The sequence below is a fragment of the Micromonospora sp. NPDC005161 genome (assembly GCF_053599855.1).
On the sequence record NZ_JBSFYQ010000001.1, the window covers coordinates 193,899 to 211,601 of the forward strand.

Below are 17,703 nucleotides of genomic sequence, written 5' to 3' on the forward strand. Positions count from 1 at the left end.
TCTTGATCAACGTCAGTCGGCGGGTGGAGTGGGTGCAGTGGGTGGGGTGGTGCGCTCGGCGGCGCGGACCGCCTCGGCGTAGGCCAGGGTGGTGCGGCGGAGGGCGGCCTCCGGGTTCAGGTCGGCCTGGCGGGCCGCCGCGACGGTGGCCAGGAGGCTCGCGCCCAGTCGGGCCTCCGCGTCCACCTGGGAGTCGGCCAGCGGCGGCGGGACGGCCAGCCCGACCCGGGCGGCTCGGTCCAGGATCGTCGCGGCCAGGGCGAGGGCGGGCTGGCTCAGCGCCACGCCGTCCAGCACCGAGTCGCGCGCTTTCTCGGCCCGCTTGATGCGCTCCCAGTTGGCGGTGATCTCCTCCAGCGTGCCCGCCTCCGCGCCGGCGAAGACGTGCGGATTGCGCCGGATCATCTTGTCGACCAGGCCACCCGCCACGTCGTCGACGTTCCACCGCTCGCCCTCGGGCAACTCCTCGGCGAGCCGGGCGTGCAGCACCACCTGAAGCAGCACGTCGCCCAACTCCTCGCGCAGCGCGTCCGTGTCGCCGGCGCTGATCGCGTCGTACGCCTCGTAGCTCTCCTCCAGCAGATAACCGGCGAGGCTGCGGTGCGTCTGCGCCCGCTTCCACGGGTCGCCGCCCGGCGAGGCCAGGCGGTCCAGCACGGCCACCGCGTCCAGCAGCCGGGCACCCGGCGGATCCCACGAGCCGTACATCAGCTCCAACTCGGCCAGCCCCGGCTCCCGCGCCAGCCGCAGGCCCAACTCCCGGGCCAGCGACTCGTCGCCGGCCGGCCCGGCCAGCCACACCGCGGCGCCGTGCGCCGCCACCGTGTCCAGCAGCGGCTGCGTCGCCGGGCCGTCCACGACGGTGACCGCCGCGCCCGCCTGGCGCACGGCCGTGGCCAGCTCGCTCTCCGCGCCGGTCAACACCGGATGCTGGCGTACGACATCCCAGGCGGCGGAGGTCAGCAGACCGGCCGGCAGCCGGGGCGAGGTGACCAGCAGGACGATCCGTGCCGTCATGCTCAGCTGGCCGTGCCCTCGGCCTCCGGAGTCTCGGTCGACGGGACCGACTCCGGAGTGGAGATGTCCGTGACCGCGTCGGAGCCCGGCTCACCCAGCGGCACACTCACCGCGGGGGCGTTGTTAGGGAAGGTGAGCAGCGGAAACTCCAGCGGACGGTACCGCGGGCTGACCGTGACGTCGTAACGATCGACCGCCTCGCCCAGGGCCTTCCGGGTGGCCAACGCGCCCCGCAGTTGGTCGCCGTCAAGCTGACTGGCGGCCTCCTGGTCGGTCACCTGGGCCGGGATCGTGCCCGCCTTGCGGCCCGCCGCCACCACCGCGGCCAGCTCCTGCTCGGTCGGCGCGACCGACTCGCCGACCGGCACCCCGGACAGGCAGGTGTAGAGCTCGGTCATCCGCCGCACGTAACCGGTGTCCGGCGAGAGGCCGAGCTGCTGGGCGACCTGGTCGACCGCGATCTGGCCGCGCGGCTGGTAGTTCTCCTCGGCGGAGACCTGCTCGCACACCTTGGCCAGCACCAGCACGCTTGCCACCTGCGCCGAATCGGGCAGCGGCGGCTTCTCCACCGGAGGCTGGTCGCCGGTGGTCGGCGTCGCCGACGCGCTCGGCGTCGGGTTCTTCGTCCGCAGGTCGCTCATCGCGGCGGTGAGCGCGTCCTCCGTGATGCGGAAGTCACCGACGTAGGCGGCGACACCCGGCTCGGCACGGCAACCGGAGAGGACGACGAGGCCGACCGCCACGCTGGCGACGGCGAGAAGACGGCGAGCACGCATGACGGTCACTCTCTCACGGCAGGACACGTCGCTGTGACGCCCCCCACCTCCGCGCACCCGCGACCGGGTGCGCCTGCTCGACACGCCCCCGCGCCACGGGCCGCCGCTCGACGCACGCGGCACCGGCTCAGGCGGTCGCCCCCGCCGTGACGGCCGGGGCGCCGAGTACGTCGGAGAGGAGCTGGGCGCACCACTCCAGCAGAGCCTGGTCGCGCAGCGGCTCGCCACCGACCCGACGCGTGCTCGGCCGGGGCACACTCACCTGGTCGGTGGCCTGCTTGTAGACCGCGTCCGGGTGGTAGCGCTTGAGCCGCAGCTGCTTCGAGTCGGGCAGCGGCAGCGGCCCGAACCGGACGTGCTTGCCCTGCATCGACACGTCGGCCAAGCCGTACCGGCGGGCCAGCAGGCGGAACCGGGCCACCGCGACCAGGTTCTGCACCGGGGCCGGTGGCTCGCCGTACCGGTCGGTCATCTCGGCGACCACCTCGCGCAGCCGCTCCTCGTCGCGCGCCTCGGCGAGCTTGCGGTACATCTCCAACCGCAGGCGCTCCACCCCCACGTAGTCGTGCGGCAGGTGCGCGTCGACCGGCAGGTCGATCTTGACGTCGGCCTCCTCCTCCGGCCGCTCGCCCTTGAACGCGGAGACCGCCTCGCCGACCATCCGCACGTACAGATCGAAGCCGACACCCTCGATGTGCCCGGACTGCTCGCCGCCGAGCAGGTTGCCGGCGCCCCGGATCTCCAGGTCCTTCATCGCCACGTACATGCCGGCGCCCAGCTCGGTGTGCTGGGCGATGGTCGCCAACCGCTCGTGGGCGTGCTCGGTGAGCGGCTTCTCCGGCGGGTAGAGGAAGTACGCGTACGCCCGCTCCCGGCCCCGGCCGACCCGGCCACGGATCTGGTGCAGCTGGGCCAGGCCGAGCAGGTCGGCCCGCTCCACGATCAGGGTGTTGGCGTTCGGGATGTCGATGCCGGACTCCACGATCGTGGTGCAGACCAGCACGTCGAACTCCTTCTCCCAGAAGCCGACCATGACCTTCTCCAGGGCCTCCTCGCCCATCTGGCCGTGCGCCACCGCGACCCGCGCCTCGGGCACGAGCTCACGCAGCCGCCGCGCCGCCCGGTCGATCGACTCGACCCGGTTGTGCAGGTAGAAGACCTGCCCGTCGCGGAGCAGCTCCCGGTGGATGGACGCGGCCACCTGCCGGTCGTCCTGCGCGCCCACGAAGGTGAGCACCGGGTGCCGCTCCTCCGGCGGGGTGGCGATGGTCGACATCTCCCGGATGCCGGTGATAGCCATCTCCAGGGTGCGCGGGATCGGGGTGGCCGACATGCTCAGCACGTCGACCGAGGCCCGCAGCGTCTTCAGGTGCTCCTTGTGCTCGACACCGAAGCGCTGCTCCTCATCGACGACCACCAGACCCAGCTGCTTGAACCGGGTGGCGGTCTGGAGCAGCCGGTGGGTGCCGATGACGATGTCGACCGTGCCGTCGGCGACCATCTCCAGCGTCCGCTCGGTCTCCTTCGGAGTCTGGAACCGGGACAGCTGCCGGATCTCCACCGGGAACTGGCTCATCCGCTCGGCGAACGTGTTGTAGTGCTGCTGCACCAGCAGCGTGGTCGGCACCAGCACCGCCACCTGCTTGCCGTCCTGTACCGCCTTGAACGCCGCCCGGACCGCGATCTCGGTCTTGCCGTAGCCGACATCACCGCAGATCAACCGGTCCATCGGGACGGTCTGCTCCATGTCCCGCTTGACCTCGTCGATCGCGGCGAGCTGATCCGGCGTCTCCTGCCAGGGGAAGGCGTCCTCCAGCTCCCGCTGCCACGGCGTGTCCGGGCCGAACGAGTGACCCTTGGACGCCTTGCGGGCGGCGTAGAGCTGGATCAGCTGCGCGGCGATCTCCCGGACCGCCTTGCGCGCCCGGGCCTTGGACTTCTGCCAGTCCGAGCCGCCCATCTTGTGCAGGGTCGGCTGCTCGCCGCCCACGTAACGGGAGAGCTGGTCCAGCTGGTCGGTCGGCACGAAGAGCCGGTCGCCGGGCTGGCCGCGCTTGCTGGCCGCGTACTCGATGACCAGGTATTCCCGGCTGGCGCCGTTGACGGTGCGCTGCACCAGCTCGACGTACCGGCCGATGCCGTGCTGCTCGTGCACCACGTGGTCGCCGGCCTTGAGCTCCAGCGGGTCAATCGTGTTGCGCCGCCGGCTCGGCATCTTGCGCATGTCCCGCGTGGAGGTGCCCCGACCCCCGGTGACGTCGTTGCCGGTGAGCAGCACGAAACGGGACGCCTCATCGACGAACCCGCTGCTCAGCGCACCGCAGGTGACCACCAGCTCGCCGGCGGCGGGGGCTGTCGGCATCTCCTCGGTGAGCCGGGCGCCCAGCCCGGCGTCGCGCAGCACCTCCACCGCCCGCTGGGCGGGACCGTGCCCCTCGAAGACCAGCGCGATCGACCAGCCCTCGCCGGCCCAGCGCTTGAGGTCGTCGACCACACGCGCGGTCTCACCGTGATAGAGCGGGGCCGGCTGAGCGGAGAGCGTCACCGCGATGGCGTCGTCCGGAGTGACCGCGGCCTGCTCCGGCGCGTCCTCCCAGGGCTGCCGGGTCTCGGCGGTCTCCGCCTCCATTAGGCCGAACGGGGACAGCGTCCACCACGGCTGGCCGAGCTTGCCGGCGGCGGCCCGCACCTCGGCCAGGGTCCGGAAGGCGGCGGCGCCGACATCCACCGGGGCCTGCCCGCCGACCGCCGCGGCGGCCCAGCTGGCCTGGAGGAACTCCTCCGAGGTACGCACCAGGTCGTGCGCCCGGGTGCGGATCCGCTCCGGGTCGCAGAGCAGCACGTGGGTGCCGGCCGGCATGGCGTCCAGCAGCAGCTCCAGCGAGTCCGGGCCGACCAGCACCGGCGCCAGCGACTCCATCCCCTCCACCGGGATGCCCTCGGCCAGCTTGTCCAGGATCTCGGCCAGCTCCGGGTGCTGCTCGGCGAGCGCGGCGGCCCGCTCACGGACCGGCGACGTGAGCAACAGCTCCCGACAGGGCGGCGCGCAGAGCAGCGGAACCTGCTCGATGGTCCGCTGGTCGGCGACGGCGAAGGTGCGGATCTCCTCCACCTCGTCGCCCCAGAACTCGACCCGGGAAGGATGCTCGTCGGTCGGCGGGAAGACGTCCAGGATGCCGCCACGCACCGCGAACTCGCCGCGCTTGGTGACCAGGTCGACCCGGGCGTACGCCATGTCGATCAGCCGGCGGGCGACCTCCTCCAGATCCGCCTCCTCGCCTGCGGCGAGCTGCACCGGCTCCAGGTCACCGAGCCCTTTGAGCTGCGGTTGGAGCAGCGAACGAACCGGGGCCACCACCACCCGCAGCGGCCCCGTGCTGCCGTGCGCGTCAGCCGACTCCGGGTGCGCCAGCCGGCGCAGCACGGCCAGCCGCCGGCCGACCGTGTCCGAACGCGGGGAGAGCCGCTCGTGCGGCAGCGTCTCCCACGACGGGAAGACCACCACCTGCTCCGCCGGCAGCAGCCCGCCCAGCGCGGCGGCCAGGTCGTCGGCCTCACGGGTGGTGGCGGTCACCGCCAGCACCGGCCGCCCAGCCCCGCCACCGGGCCCGTCAGGGTCGGCCGCGACGGCGGCCACCGCGAACGGGCGCAGCGCCGGTGGAGCGGTGATGTCGAGGCCGTCGACCTGAGCGGCACCGGAGCGCGCCAGGTCACGCGCCCGGGCCAGCCCGGGGTCGGCCAGGGCGGCAGAAAACAGACCGGTGAGCATGTGATCACTTCCAGGGGAGTCGACGCACACGACGGCTGCCCCTCGTCCGGTCGGACGGGGGGTGCACGACAACCAGCCTATCCCCGTCCACCGACAGCCACCCCCTTCCGCCCAGGTCCATGCCCCAAGCCTCGCGCCCCGCCCCGCCCCCGCGGCCCGTGCCCCGCTCCCGCGGCCAGTGCCCCCCTCCGCGGCCCGTGCCCCGCTCCCGCGGCCAGTGCCCCCCTCCGCGGCCCGTGCCCTGCGGCCCGTGCCCTGCGCCCTGCGCCCTGCGCCCAAGATCCGCACAACTTCAGGGATGTAGTGGCCTCCGCGCGCCGGGAGACAACTATTTCCCTGAAGTTGTGTGGATCATCCCCCGTTGCCCGCGCTGCCCCCGCCACCTGCGCTGCCCCCGCCACCCCGCGCTGCCAGCTGCCCCCACTGCCCCGCTGCCCGCTGCCGCGTCTGCCCGGGGCGGGCCATGTGCACGACCTGGCCTTGGCCCTGACCCGGCTCGGCGCCGCCACGGTCAGGCCGACCGCCTGCCGGCGGACCGCCGGTACCCACCGAACTGCACACCGTCCCGGCGGACGGGGATGTTCGATCTTGACGGCGACCGGAGGCCGTGATCAGGTCTTGGTATGGGCGGGCAGTGGCGGGCGCAGTTCGATGCTGAGGTGAGCTTCGCCAACGGCGGTGGGCTGCGCACCGAGGGGTTCCGGCTGGACATCCCGGGTCGAGAGATCACCGATCAGGACCTGGCGGCGTTGTTCGTCCGGCATCTCGGGCTGCTGATGGTCGCCGAGGTCCGGATCAGCGCGAAGACGATCATCGAGGAGCCGCACAAGGGTGGCCGTGGCGTCGCCGTCGGCGACACCGGCGCCGGCCGCCGGCTGGTCGAGCTGAGCCACGTGATCAGCGACGGGATGACCACCCTGCCCGGCTGGCCCGGGCCGCGGATCGGCGACTGGCTCACGTTCGCGGCGTCCCGCGCGAGCTATGCGCCGGGCACCGAGTTCCGGGTGGCTCGGATCGACATGATCGCCAACACCGGCACGTACCTGGACACCCCCGCACACCGCTGGACCGACGGCGATGACCTGGCCGGGGTGCCGCTGGACCGGCTCGCCGACCTGCCCGGCGTGGTGGTCCGGGTGCCGGTCGGCACACGGGCGGTGGACCGGTTGATGCTGGCCCCGTACGAGGTGGCCGGGCGCGCGGTGTTGCTGCACACGGGCTGGGATGCGCACTTCGGCACCGAGCGGTACGGCGCGCCGGAGGCGCCGCACCTGACCGGGGACGCCGCCCGGGCGCTGGTGGACGCCGGCGTGGCACTGGTCGGCATCGACTCGATCAACATCGACGACATGAGCCCGGCGGCCGGCGGTGAACGCCCCGCGCACAGCGCGCTGCTCGCCGCGGGCATCCCGATCGTGGAGCACCTGACCGGCCTGGACGCCCTGCCGCCGAACGGCTTCCGGTTCACCGCGGCGCCATCGAGGGTCGCCGGCATGGGCACCTTTCCGGTCCGCGCCTTCGCCATCATCGACGGCTGAGCGCGCGTCACACCGCACCGGACGCGGCGTCCGAGCCTCGGCCGCCCCGCGCCCCGCGCCCCGCGCCCCGCGCCCCGCGCCCCGCGCCCAAGATCTACACAACTTCAAGGAAGTAGTGGCCTCCGGTGCGCCGGGACACCACTACTTCCTTGAAGTTGCGAAAGCCGGCGGGCCAGCCGGGCAGCCGGACCGGGTCAGTAGCGGACCGCGATGCGTCGGGCCTCAGCGTCGACCAGGATCTCTCCGCCGTACGGGATGATCAGCTGCGGGTCGGTGTGCCCGAGGTCGACGTCGAAGACCAGCACCGCGTCGGGCGCGTACTCGGCGCAGGCCCGGGCCACCGCGGTCCGCTGGGCCGCCGCGTACGCCCGGCGTTCGTCGAGGGTGTGCGGCCGGTCGAAGTCCCATGCCTTGGCCCGTCCGACCAGCACCGCCGGGAAGCTGGCGAGCAGGCCGCGCTCCCCCAGGTTGCGCAGGATCCGGTACACCTCGGTGTCCGAGGGCAGTTCCTCGGAGGTCTCGATCAGCAGCACCGAGCCGGACAGCGACGCCGCCGGTGCCACCCGGTCGGCGGCGAGCAACCAGTTGAGCACCTCCAGGTTGCCGCCCCAGGTGCGTCCCCGGACCACGCGCGCCGGGCCCTGCCAGTGCCAGCCCTCGCCGGGCAGCATCACCGGCTCCTCGGCGAGCGTCGCCGGGTCCCGCCAGTCGCGCGGCTCGTCACCCCACTCGACGGCCGGGGCGAGGTCGTACCAGTCGGTGGTGAAGAGCGCGGCGCGCAGCGAGTCGAAGGTCAGCGGGTGCGGTGCGCCCGGCCGGCCGAGGTGCACCAGCACCGAGCCGCCGTGGTACGCCACGATCCCCAGCCGGTACAGGTGGTTGAGCACGTTGGTGTTGTCGGAGTACCCGAAGTAGGGCTTGGGGTTGGACCGCAGCACGTCGTCGTCGAGGTGCGGGGTGACCGTGATCAGGTCCTCGCCGCCGACGGTGGCGAGCACGGCGGTGATCGTCGGGTCGGCGAACGCGGCGGTCAGGTCGCGAGCCCGGTCGCGCGGGTCGGCCCCCATCACCCGGGTGGTCGGGTACTCCACCGGCTCCAGATTGAACTCCTCGCGCAGCCGGCGCAGCCCCAACTCGTACACGTGGGGAAAGAGACCCGGCAGACCGGCGGAGGGTGAGACGATCGCGACCCGGTCGCCGGGCTTCGGTTTGGTGGGATATCGCGGCGCATCCATGATCGAACGGTATCGGTGGGGGCCAGCGGATTACCGCCCGGCGAAACGCCACGAGCAGGGCGAATCCGGCCCCGACCGACAAGACCAAGATCGCGGGCCGTTGAGGTGATCTCCGAGGTGTTCCGCGTCACGGCGCACCATTCGGAGAGCCCCTCCTGCCATCCGGCCCGGCGCGGATACCATCCAGGGAGTCGGACAGCGCTGTCCTTCGTACTCACGTAAGGAGCGCATCGTGACCGACCAGCACGACCACGACGGCCCGGACGCCGCGCTGCGCGCCGACATCCGCCGGCTCGGCACCCTCCTCGGGCAGACGCTCGCCCGCCAGGAGGGCCGACCACTGCTCGACCTCGTCGAGGAGATCCGCGCCCAGGTCCGCACCGACGCCCCGGCGGCCGCCCAGCGGCTCGGCGGGCTGGACGTGACCACCGGCACCAAGCTGGCCCGCGCCTTCTCCACCTACTTCCACCTGGCCAACATCACCGAGCAGGTGCACCGCGGCCGGGACCTGCGCCGCCGCCGCGCCGTGCAGGGCGGCTGGCTGGACCAGGCGGCCAAGATGATCGCCGAGCGCGGGGTGCCGGCGGAAGAGATCGCCGCCGCGGCCCGCCGGCTGGCGGTACGGCCGGTCTTCACCGCGCACCCCACCGAGGCGGCCCGCCGCTCGATCCTGTCCAAGCTGCGGGCCATCGCCGACGAACTGGACACCGAGACCGCCAACGCGATCCTCTACGGCGCCAGCGACGAGGGCCCGGCGAACCGGCGGCTGGCCGAGCTGCTGGACCTGATGTGGCAGACCGACGAGCTGCGGCTGGACCGGCCGGACCCGACCGACGAGGCCCGCAACGCGATCTACTACCTGCGTGACCTGTACGCCGAGGCCGCCCCCCAGGTGCTCGACGACCTGGCCGACACGCTGCGCACGCTCGGCGTGGAGACCTCGCCGACGGCCCGCCCGTTGAGCTTCGGCACCTGGATCGGCGGTGACCGGGACGGCAACCCCTTCGTCACCCCGGCGGTCACCCGCGAGGTGCTGACCATTCAGCACGAGCACGGCATCGCGGCCACCGAGAAGGCGATGGACCACCTGATCAACGAGGTGTCGGTCTCGCGCCGGTTGCGCGGGGTGTCACTGGACCTCTCCGCCAGCCTCGCCGCCGACCTGGACGCGCTGCCCGAGGTGGCACCCCGGTTCCGCCGGGTCAACGCCGAGGAGCCGTACCGGCTCAAGGCGCGCTGCGTGAAGGCGAAGCTGGCCAACACCCGGCAGCGGTTGCGCCAGGGCACCGCGCACGTGCCGGGCCGGGACTACCTGGGCTCCGCCGAGCTGATCGCCGACCTGGAGCTGCTGCGCGCCTCGCTGGCCCGTAACTCCGGGCAGCTCACCGCAGTCGGCCGGCTGGCCTCCACCATCCGGACGGTCTCCGCGTTCGGCCTGCACCTGGCCACCATGGACGTCCGGGAGCACGCCGAGGCACACCACGCGGTGCTCGCCCAGCTGTACGGTGCGGTCGGCGAGGTCTCCGACTATCCGGCGCTGAGCCGCCTGGAGCGCACCAAGCTGCTCGCCGACGAGCTGACCGGCCGCCGACCGCTGTCCACGCTGGACACTCCGCTGTCCGAGCCGGCCCGCAAGACGTTCGACGTGTTCGGCACCATCCGGGAGGCGCAGGACCGGTTCGGCACCGAGGTGATCGAGTCGTACATCATCTCGATGACCCTCGGCGTGGACGACGTGCTGGCCGCGGTGGTGCTGGCCCGCGAGGCCGGGCTGGTCGACGTGCACAGCGGGCGGGCCCGGATCGGGTTCGTGCCGCTGCTGGAGACCCCGGCCGAGCTGAACGCCGGCGGTGAACTTCTCGACGAACTGCTGTCGCTGCCCGCGTACCGGGCGCTGGTGGCCGCCCGGGGTGACGTGCAGGAGGTCATGCTCGGCTACTCGGACTCCAACAAGGAGGCTGGGATCACCACCAGCCAGTGGTCGATCCACCGGGCCCAGCGCGCGCTGCGCGACGTGGCCGCCCGGCACGGCGTGCACCTGCGGCTGTTCCACGGCCGGGGCGGCACGGTGGGTCGCGGTGGCGGGCCGACGCACGAGGCGATCCTGGCCCAGCCGTACGGCACGCTGGACGGCGCGATCAAGGTGACCGAGCAGGGCGAGGTGATCTCCGACAAGTACAGCCTGCCCTCGCTGGCCCGGGAGAACCTGGAGCTCACCCTCGCCGCGGTGCTCCAGGCGACGCTGCTGCACACCGGCCCCCGGCAGCCGGCGGAGATGCTCGAACGCTGGGACGCCGCCATGGACGTGGTTTCCGAGTCTGCGTACCGGTCGTACCGGTCGCTGGTCGAGGACCCGGACCTGCCGGCGTACTTCTGGGCGTCCACCCCCACCGAGCTGCTGGGCGCGCTGAACATCGGCTCCCGGCCGGCGAAGCGCCCGAACACCGGTGCCGGGCTGTCCGGGCTGCGGGCCATCCCGTGGGTGTTCGGGTGGACGCAGACGCGGCAGATCGTGCCGGGCTGGTTCGGCGTCGGCGCGGGGCTGGCCGCCGCCCGCGAGGCCGGCCTGGCGGACGTGCTGGCCGAGATGCACCGCAACTGGCACTTCTTCCGCACGTTCCTGTCGAACGTCGAGATGATGTTGACCAAGACCGACCTGAGCATCGCCCGCCGGTACGTCGAGACGCTGGTGCCGAAGAAGCTGCACCCGATCTTCGAGCAGATCGAGCAGGAGTACGAGCTGACCAAGCGGGAGGTGCTGGCGGTGACCGCCTCGCCCGCCCTGCTGGAGAACTCGCCGGTGCTCCAGCGCACCCTGGCCGTCCGCGACACCTACCTGGAGCCGCTGCACCACCTCCAGGTGGCGCTGCTGCGGCAGTACCGGGAGTCCGGTGCCGCCGGACGGGCGGTGGCCACCGCGCCGGGCGGCCGACGCGCACCGAGCGACGGCACGGCCCTGGAACGGGCACTGCTCACCACGGTGAACGGCATCGCCGCCGGAATGCGCAACACGGGCTGAGCGACGGCACAACAAAACAGGCCCCGGTCCTTCGACCGGGGCCTGTTCGCGTGTCACTCAGCGGCGGTCACCAGTCGCCGCCGCCGAAGTCACCGCCGCCGAAATCGCCGCCGCCGAAGTCACCGCCGCCGAAATCGCCGCCGCCGAAGTCACCGCCGCCGCCGAAGTCACCGCCGCCGCCGAAATCGCCGCCCGCGTAGTCGCCGCCGGCGTAGTCGCCACCACCCTGGTCGCCGCCGTCGAAGCCCTGGTCGCCGCCCTGGTCGCCGCCGTCACCGCCCTGGTCGCCGCCGTCAGCGCCCTGGTCGACGCCGTCGCCGAAGCCCTCCTGGTAGCCCTCGTCGTAGCCGTAACCCGGGTCCGCGAAGGCGGGCGAGAACAGCGCGTCGGCGATCAGGATGCCGCCGAGCACACCGGCGCCGGCGCCCAGCGCGGTCTTCCACCACGGCGTCGAGTACCAGCCCGCCGGCACCGGCCGGCCCTTGTAACGGCCACCGGGGTAGTAGTAGGGCGTGTCCCGGCCGGGTTGCGGGCCGGCCCGGAAGGTCTGCCCCTGCACGTCGACCTCCCGCTCCTTGGTGAGCTGTCCGACCCCGCGCGCCGCGGCCAACTGCGGCACCTCCGGGCCGGGATCGATGCCCAGTGCCGTCCGTGCCGCCCGGATGTACGCCAACCCCTCCAGCGCGGTCTCCCGGGCCAGCGCGAACTGGTTGGGCGTACGCGCCTGCTCCAGCTGTGAGCCCGCCGCGTTGTACCGCTCACCGGCGTCGGACAGCGCCTGGCGGACCGCCGGCTCGTCGCCGTGCAGGTTCATCAACTGGCCGCCGAGGCGCTCGTACCAGCGTTGCGCCTCCGCGCGGGCGTCACCGAGTTCGGTGCGCTGCCGGGCGGTGGCCTGGGCACGGATGATCGCCGCGGCGCCCAGCACGCCGACCACCACGATGGCGAGGCACAGCAGAAGTTCCATGTCTCCGAACGTACCCCCGGGCGTCACGTCGTATCCGTCTGGCAAGCTCCGGTGATGGACGTCTCGACGCTGCTCCTGGTGATCGTGTGCCTCGGCGCCGGCGGGGCGGTGGGCTGGCTCGCGGCCCGGTCCCGGTCGGCGGCCGACATCGCCCGGCTGGACGCCACGCTGACCGCGACCCGGGAGGGCGAGGGGCGCCTAGAGCAGTCCATGCGGGCGCTGAGCTACGAGGCCACCGCCCAGTCCCAGGAGGCGGTGGCCCGCGCGGTGGCGCCGCTGCACGAGACCCTGCGCCGCTACGAGCAGCGGGTCGCCGACCTGGAGCACGACCGGGTCGACGCGTACGCCGAGCTGCGTGAGCAGGTCCGCTCGATGAATGCCGTCTCCGGCGAGCTGCGCACCGAGACCAAGCAGCTGGTGGCGGCGCTGCGCGCGCCGCAGGTGCGGGGCCGCTGGGGCGAGCACCAGTTACGCCGGATCGTCGAGGCGGCCGGCATGCTGGAGCACTGCGACTTCTCCGAGCAGGTCACCGCCGCCACCGACGAGCAGGTCGTCCGCCCGGATCTGGTGGTCCGGCTGCACGGCGGCCGGTCGGTGGTGGTGGACGCCAAGGCGCCGTTCGACGCGTACCTCACCGCGATGGAGGCCCGCGACGAGCGCGGCCGGGACACGCACCTCGACGCGCACGCCCGGCACCTGCGGGGGCACGTCGACGCGCTGGCCGCCAAGTCCTACTGGGCCGCGTTCGACAGCTCGCCGGAGTTCGTGGTGCTGTTCGTGCCCGCCGACCCGTTCCTCGACGTCGCGCTCCAGCGTGACCCGACGCTGCTGGAGCACGCCTTCGCCCGCAACGTGGTGCTGGCCACGCCAGCCACCCTGGTCGCCCTGCTCCGCACGGTGGCCTACTCCTGGCGGCAGGAGGCGCTGGCCCGCAACGCGCTCGCGGTGCACACGCTGGCCCGGGAGCTGTACGGGCGGCTCGCCACGCTCGGCGACCACGTGGGCAAGCTCGGCTCGTCGCTGGCCGGCGCGGTGACGGCGTACAACCGGGCGGTCGGATCGCTGGAGGCCCGAGTGCTGGTCAGCGCGCGCAAGCTCGCCGAGCTGGGCGTCTCGGACGAGGAACTGGCCAGTCCGGCCCAGGTCGAGCTGACTCCCCGTCAGCCGCAGGCTCCCGAGCTGCTGGACGACGTCGTCCCCGTCGACCGCGACCGCTGACCGGTTTCGCCGGCGGCTGACCGGTCGGCCGGGCGGGTTACCCGCTGGCCCACCGTGTCAGCTACGGTGCGCGCTCTCGACGACGAACGGCGTGCCCTGCTGGCAGGTGGTCATCATGCCGGGCTCGACCCGGCCGGTGACGGTCACCTTGGCACCGGCGGTGAGCACGTCCCGCGGGCCGCCGATCAGCAGGTAGCCGTCGAGCAGCACGCAGTTCGGCTCCACGCCAGGGGTGATCGTGCCGGTGAGTTCGGTGGCTCCGACGGGCGGCGGGACGGTGGGTCCACCGGGTGGCTTGAGCGTCGGGGCGGGGGTGGGTGTCACCGGGCCAGGGGTCGGCGGGACGGCCGCCGACGGGCTGGGCTGCCCGGTGGCCGGTGACGATCCGCTCGGGGTGGGGGTGGCAGGACCGTCCGTGCCGCCGCAGGCGCTCAGCGCCGCGCAGACCACCAGGGCGGAGACGACGAGCCGAAAGGTCCTCATGCCGATTTGGACGCGCCGGAGTGGCGGGGCGTTCCCGCCGGAAACCCGCCGAGACCACTCAACCGCGGGCCGCCGCGGCCTTCATGTCCCGCTTCAGCTCCTGCGGCAGCGAGAAGGTGAGCCGCTCGTTGGCGGTGGTGATCTCCTCGACGTCGGCGAAACCGCGTGCCGCCAGGTGCGCCAGCACGTCCCGGACCAGGTCCTCGGGGACGCTCGCGCCGGAGGTCACGCCGACGGTACGGGCGTCGGCCAGCCAGGCGTCTTCGATCTCGTAGGCGAAGTCGACCAGATGACCGGCGCGGGCGCCGGCGTCCAGGGCCACCTCGACCAGCCGGACGGAGTTGGACGAGTTTCGCGAGCCGACGACGATCACCACGTCGCACTCCGGGGCGATCTCCTTGACCACGTGCTGCCGGTTGGAGGTCGCGTAGCAGATGTCGTCGCTGGGCGGCGACTGGAGCAGCGGCAGCCGCTGCTTGAGCCGGGCGACCGTCTCCAACGTCTCGTCCACCGAGAGCGTGGTCTGGGAGAGCCAGACCACCTTCTCCGGGTCGCGAACGGTGATCTTGTCGACGCCGTCCGGCCCGTCCACCAGCTGGATGTGGGCGGGAGCCTCGCCGGCGGTGCCGACGACCTCCTCGTGCCCCTCGTGACCGATCAGCAGGATGTCGTAGTCCTCGGCGGCGAACCGCTTCGCCTCCTGGTGCACCTTCGTGACCAGCGGGCAGGTCGCGTCGATGGCCTTCAGTGAGCGCGCCTTCGCCTGCTCGTAGACCTCGGGGGCCACCCCGTGCGCGGAGAAGATGACGGTGGCGCCCTCCGGCACCTCCTCGTTCTCCTCCACGAAGATCGCGCCCTGCGCCTCCAGGGTCTGCACGACGTGCTTGTTGTGCACGATCTGCTTGCGGACGTAGATCGGGGCGCCGTAGAGCTTCAGCGCCTCCTCGACGGTCTGCACCGCGCGGTCGACGCCCGCGCAGTAGCCGCGGGGCTTGGCCAGGAGCACGCGCTTACCGGTCTGGGGGGTCGCCTGAGCCTCGGTCACCCGTCCATCGTACGTGTCCGATTTCCCGGCGGCAGCGGCCGCGACCCCGCCCCTCCTGCCGCGCCGAGGCCCGAGGCCGATCCGGTGGGGTGGGTGGGTCGTAGGGTGGGCGGGTGAGTGACGGGGCGCGGAGCAGCGCGGAGGAGCCGTGGCCGGTCCGGGTGGTCAGCCAGAAGGTGGGCGCCTGGATCGCGAAGCTCGGCTGGGTGTGGGTGGACGGGCAGGTGGCGCAGATCAGCCGCCGGCCCGGGGCCAGCACCGTCTTCCTCACCCTGCGTGATCCGTCGGCCGACCTGAGCCTGACCGTCACCACCAACCGGGACGTACTGGACGCCGGCGCGCCCGAGCTGCGCGAGGGCGCCCGGGTGGTGCTGCACGCCAAACCGGAGTTCTACGCCGCCCGCGGCACGCTGAGCCTGCGTGCCGACGAGATCCGCCAGGTGGGGCTGGGTGAGCTGCTGGCCCGGCTGGAGAAGCTCAAGAAGCTGCTCGCCGCCGAGGGACTTTTCGACCGGGCACGCAAACGCCGGCTGCCCTTCCTGCCCGGCCGCATCGGGCTGATCACCGGCAGGGCGTCGGCCGCCGAGCGGGACGTGCTGACCAACGCACGGCGACGGTGGCCGGCGGTGGAGTTCCGTACGGTGAACGTGGCCGTGCAGGGCCCGTCCGCGGTGCCGCAGATCATCGACGCGCTCAAGGTGCTGGACGCCGACCCGAGCATCGACGTGATCATCATCGCCAGGGGTGGCGGCGGCATCGAGGACCTGCTGCCCTTCTCCGACGAGGCGCTCTGCCGCGCGGTGTTCGGCTGCCGCACCCCGGTGGTCAGCGCGATCGGTCACGAAACGGACGCGCCGTTGATCGACTACGTCGCCGACGTCCGCGCGTCCACCCCGACCGACGCGGCCAAGCGGGTGGTCCCCGACCTCACCGAGGAGGTACGCCTCATCGGTCAGGCCCGGCACCGCCTCGAACGGGCGGTGCGCAACCTGGTCGACCGGGAGTCCCACCGGCTCGACGGGCTACGTTCCCGTCCGGTGCTGGCCCGGCCGCAGGTGATGGTGGAGCAGCGGGCGACCGACCTGAGTGCGCTGCGTCAGCGGGCCGGACGATGCCTGGCCCACCGCCTGGGTGCGGCCGACGACGAGCTGCGGCACACCCTGGCCCGGCTACGCGCCCTCTCACCCGCGGCCACCCTCGACCGGGGGTACGCGATCGTGCAGCGCGCGGACGGCCACGTGGTCCGCGCGGCGGCCGAGGTCGGCAAGGGCGACCCGCTGCGCGTCCGCCTGGCCGACGGTGAGCTGGCCGCCACGGTGGACGGCTGAGTGGCGGGGCGCGGCGACCGGAGCGTGGTGTGCTGAGATGGACGCGATGACTGACGACACGAAAGCCGGGCCGGACGAGCGGCTCAGCTACGAGCAGGCCCGTGCCGAGCTGGCCTCGGTGGTGGAGCGGCTGGAGGCCGGCGGCACGTCCCTGGAGGAGTCGCTGGCGCTCTGGGAGCGCGGCGAGGCGCTGGCGGTGATCTGCCAGCGGTGGTTGGACGGCGCCCGGGCGCGGATCGAAGCGGCCCGGCAGGAGTCCGCCTCCTGACCGCCGGTGGGGCGACCGGAGCCGCCCCACCCGCGTACGACCGTCAGTTGAACAGGCTGTACAGCTCGGCCGGCGCCTCGACGACCTGGTTCGCCGGCGGCTTCTGCGCGGCGGTGGCGGCACCGTAGTCGGAGTACGTCATCCGGATCTCCTGCGCCGCGGTCTGCCCGGCGGCCGGGAGTTGCAGCACCAGCTCACTGAGCCGGCCCTGCGGATCCACCTTCGCGGTGAACGGAACCGTCTTCGCCTGCGTGCCCAGCGCGGCGATCGTGGCGGCGTTCAGCGAGCCGGCCTCGGCCGCCCTGCTGACGTCGATGGTGCCGGCGTACGTGCCGGTGCCGGTGCTGCGGACCTCGGTGATGCCCTGGGTCAGCACGGCGCTGCCGGCCGGGTCGACCTTCTCGAAGTCGAAGCCGAGGCTCCGGTTGCCCTTGATGCGGGTCGGGTCCAGGTGCTGGTACTTGCCGAGGTTGAGCCGCTTGATGGCGGGCAGGCTGTCGGCGGTGGCGCCGGTCAGCTCCAGCTTCACCCAGCTGTCCGGCTTGAAGTGGATCACGTCGAGCTTCATGGCCAGGTCGGACGAGGGACCGCCAAGCGCGATCTTCATGGACGCGCTCTGGCTCGGCTGGTGCACCTGGCCCTCGGCGGTGGAGCCGACGCCGGCGAGGGTGAAGCGGAAGTTTCCGTTGCTGATCTCCCGGGTGGAGTCGAGCAGGGCCTGCTTGGCGTCGCCCGCCACGGGCGAGCCGGACGGGCTCGGCACGCCGGACGCGCTCACCGTCGGGGACGCGGTCGATCCGGCGCTAGAGGTCCCACTGCTGTTGCAGGCGGCCAGGCCGGGCGTGAACAGGGCGGCGGCCACCAGGCCGGCACTGAGTCGTCGAACAGTCATATGTGTCTCCCAAGGGGGTCACCCGACGACCAGGACGGCGCCGGAAACCGGGCGACGCAGCAGCACCCTCGGCTGCGCCGCGCGACCCGGGCCGTGCGCGCGCCCGGATCACTCCCTCTCTGTTCCCTGTCGACCCGTCGGACAATCA

Annotated in this window: 13 protein-coding genes; 5 read left to right on the forward strand and 8 right to left on the reverse strand. The window is 72.9% G+C overall.

What is annotated here, in order from left to right; genetic code table 11:
* Positions 1-12: 12 nt before the first annotated feature.
* The 3 genes from ACWD5O_RS00915 to mfd form a co-directional block, all read right to left on the reverse strand.
* Complete coding sequence (locus tag ACWD5O_RS00915; RefSeq protein ID WP_450004291.1) at positions 13-1,017, reverse strand: nucleoside triphosphate pyrophosphohydrolase; 1,005 nt, start codon at positions 1,015-1,017, stop codon at positions 13-15.
* A 2-nt stretch (positions 1,018-1,019) separates the two neighbouring features.
* Positions 1,020-1,793, reverse strand: coding sequence for a hypothetical protein (locus ACWD5O_RS00920; RefSeq protein ID WP_354962694.1), 774 nt, complete (start codon positions 1,791-1,793; stop codon positions 1,020-1,022).
* A 127-nt stretch (positions 1,794-1,920) separates the two neighbouring features.
* Positions 1,921-5,562 (reverse strand): transcription-repair coupling factor, encoded by a 3,642-nt coding sequence (gene mfd / locus ACWD5O_RS00925; RefSeq protein ID WP_450004290.1) that lies wholly within the window; start codon positions 5,560-5,562, stop codon positions 1,921-1,923.
* A gap of 623 nt (positions 5,563-6,185) precedes the next feature.
* Here mfd and ACWD5O_RS00930 point away from each other — a divergent pair.
* A complete protein-coding gene (locus ACWD5O_RS00930; protein ID WP_450084246.1) occupies positions 6,186-7,100 on the forward strand; it encodes a cyclase family protein in 915 nt (304 codons plus the stop codon).
* A 194-nt stretch (positions 7,101-7,294) separates the two neighbouring features.
* Here ACWD5O_RS00930 and ACWD5O_RS00935 read toward each other — a convergent pair whose 3' ends face one another.
* Entirely contained in the window at positions 7,295-8,335 is a 1,041-nt protein-coding gene (locus ACWD5O_RS00935; RefSeq protein ID WP_450004288.1) for a S66 family peptidase, read from the reverse strand.
* A gap of 232 nt (positions 8,336-8,567) precedes the next feature.
* On the opposite strand from ACWD5O_RS00935, the gene ppc reads away from it, so the two are divergent.
* Positions 8,568-11,354, forward strand: a complete 2,787-nt coding sequence (gene ppc, locus ACWD5O_RS00940) for a phosphoenolpyruvate carboxylase (protein ID WP_354962690.1) — start codon at positions 8,568-8,570, stop codon at positions 11,352-11,354.
* A 67-nt stretch (positions 11,355-11,421) separates the two neighbouring features.
* Here the strand turns inward: ppc and ACWD5O_RS00945 are convergent, their stop codons facing one another.
* Positions 11,422-12,321: a hypothetical protein gene (locus ACWD5O_RS00945; protein ID WP_450004287.1), complete on the reverse strand. Its 900-nt coding sequence runs from the start codon at positions 12,319-12,321 to the stop codon at positions 11,422-11,424.
* Positions 12,322-12,375: 54 nt separating this feature from the next.
* Between ACWD5O_RS00945 and ACWD5O_RS00950 the strand changes: the two genes are divergently transcribed.
* Positions 12,376-13,539 (forward strand): DNA recombination protein RmuC, encoded by a 1,164-nt coding sequence (locus tag ACWD5O_RS00950; RefSeq protein ID WP_089017708.1) that lies wholly within the window; start codon positions 12,376-12,378, stop codon positions 13,537-13,539.
* Positions 13,540-13,596: 57 nt separating this feature from the next.
* On the opposite strand, the gene ACWD5O_RS00955 is transcribed toward ACWD5O_RS00950, so the two are convergent.
* Positions 13,597-14,022, reverse strand: coding sequence for a hypothetical protein (locus ACWD5O_RS00955; RefSeq protein WP_354962688.1), 426 nt, complete (start codon positions 14,020-14,022; stop codon positions 13,597-13,599).
* 58 nt (positions 14,023-14,080) lie between these two features.
* Positions 14,081-15,067: a 4-hydroxy-3-methylbut-2-enyl diphosphate reductase gene (locus ACWD5O_RS00960; protein WP_450084247.1), complete on the reverse strand. Its 987-nt coding sequence runs from the start codon at positions 15,065-15,067 to the stop codon at positions 14,081-14,083.
* Between the two features lie 113 nt (positions 15,068-15,180).
* Between ACWD5O_RS00960 and xseA the strand changes: the two genes are divergently transcribed.
* Positions 15,181-16,395 (forward strand): exodeoxyribonuclease VII large subunit, encoded by a 1,215-nt coding sequence (gene xseA, locus ACWD5O_RS00965; RefSeq protein ID WP_354962686.1) that lies wholly within the window; start codon positions 15,181-15,183, stop codon positions 16,393-16,395.
* Positions 16,396-16,441: 46 nt separating this feature from the next.
* Complete coding sequence (locus ACWD5O_RS00970) at positions 16,442-16,663, forward strand: exodeoxyribonuclease VII small subunit (RefSeq protein WP_354962685.1); 222 nt, start codon at positions 16,442-16,444, stop codon at positions 16,661-16,663.
* A 43-nt stretch (positions 16,664-16,706) separates the two neighbouring features.
* Here the strand turns inward: ACWD5O_RS00970 and ACWD5O_RS00975 are convergent, their stop codons facing one another.
* Positions 16,707-17,555, reverse strand: a complete 849-nt coding sequence (locus ACWD5O_RS00975; RefSeq protein ID WP_450084248.1) for a hypothetical protein — start codon at positions 17,553-17,555, stop codon at positions 16,707-16,709.
* Positions 17,556-17,703: the final 148 nt, after the last annotated feature.

What these genes read in the sequence shown, in the direction of transcription:
- ACWD5O_RS00930 (WP_450084246.1), top strand. Translation starts at nt 6,186, where the DNA reads ATGGGCGGGCAGTGGCGGGCGCAGTTCGATGCTGAGGTGAGCTTCGCC.
- ACWD5O_RS00970 (WP_354962685.1), top strand. Translation starts at nt 16,442, where the DNA reads ATGACTGACGACACGAAAGCCGGGCCGGACGAGCGGCTCAGCTACGAG.
- ACWD5O_RS00935 (WP_450004288.1), bottom strand. Translation starts at nt 8,335, where the DNA reads ATGGATGCGCCGCGATATCCCACCAAACCGAAGCCCGGCGACCGGGTC.
- ACWD5O_RS00915 (WP_450004291.1), bottom strand. Translation starts at nt 1,017, where the DNA reads ATGACGGCACGGATCGTCCTGCTGGTCACCTCGCCCCGGCTGCCGGCC.
- ACWD5O_RS00920 (WP_354962694.1), bottom strand. Translation starts at nt 1,793, where the DNA reads ATGCGTGCTCGCCGTCTTCTCGCCGTCGCCAGCGTGGCGGTCGGCCTC.
- ACWD5O_RS00955 (WP_354962688.1), bottom strand. Translation starts at nt 14,022, where the DNA reads ATGAGGACCTTTCGGCTCGTCGTCTCCGCCCTGGTGGTCTGCGCGGCG.
- ACWD5O_RS00945 (WP_450004287.1), bottom strand. Translation starts at nt 12,321, where the DNA reads ATGGAACTTCTGCTGTGCCTCGCCATCGTGGTGGTCGGCGTGCTGGGC.
- mfd (WP_450004290.1), bottom strand. Translation starts at nt 5,562, where the DNA reads ATGCTCACCGGTCTGTTTTCTGCCGCCCTGGCCGACCCCGGGCTGGCC.
- ACWD5O_RS00975 (WP_450084248.1), bottom strand. Translation starts at nt 17,555, where the DNA reads ATGACTGTTCGACGACTCAGTGCCGGCCTGGTGGCCGCCGCCCTGTTC.
- ACWD5O_RS00950 (WP_089017708.1), top strand. Translation starts at nt 12,376, where the DNA reads ATGGACGTCTCGACGCTGCTCCTGGTGATCGTGTGCCTCGGCGCCGGC.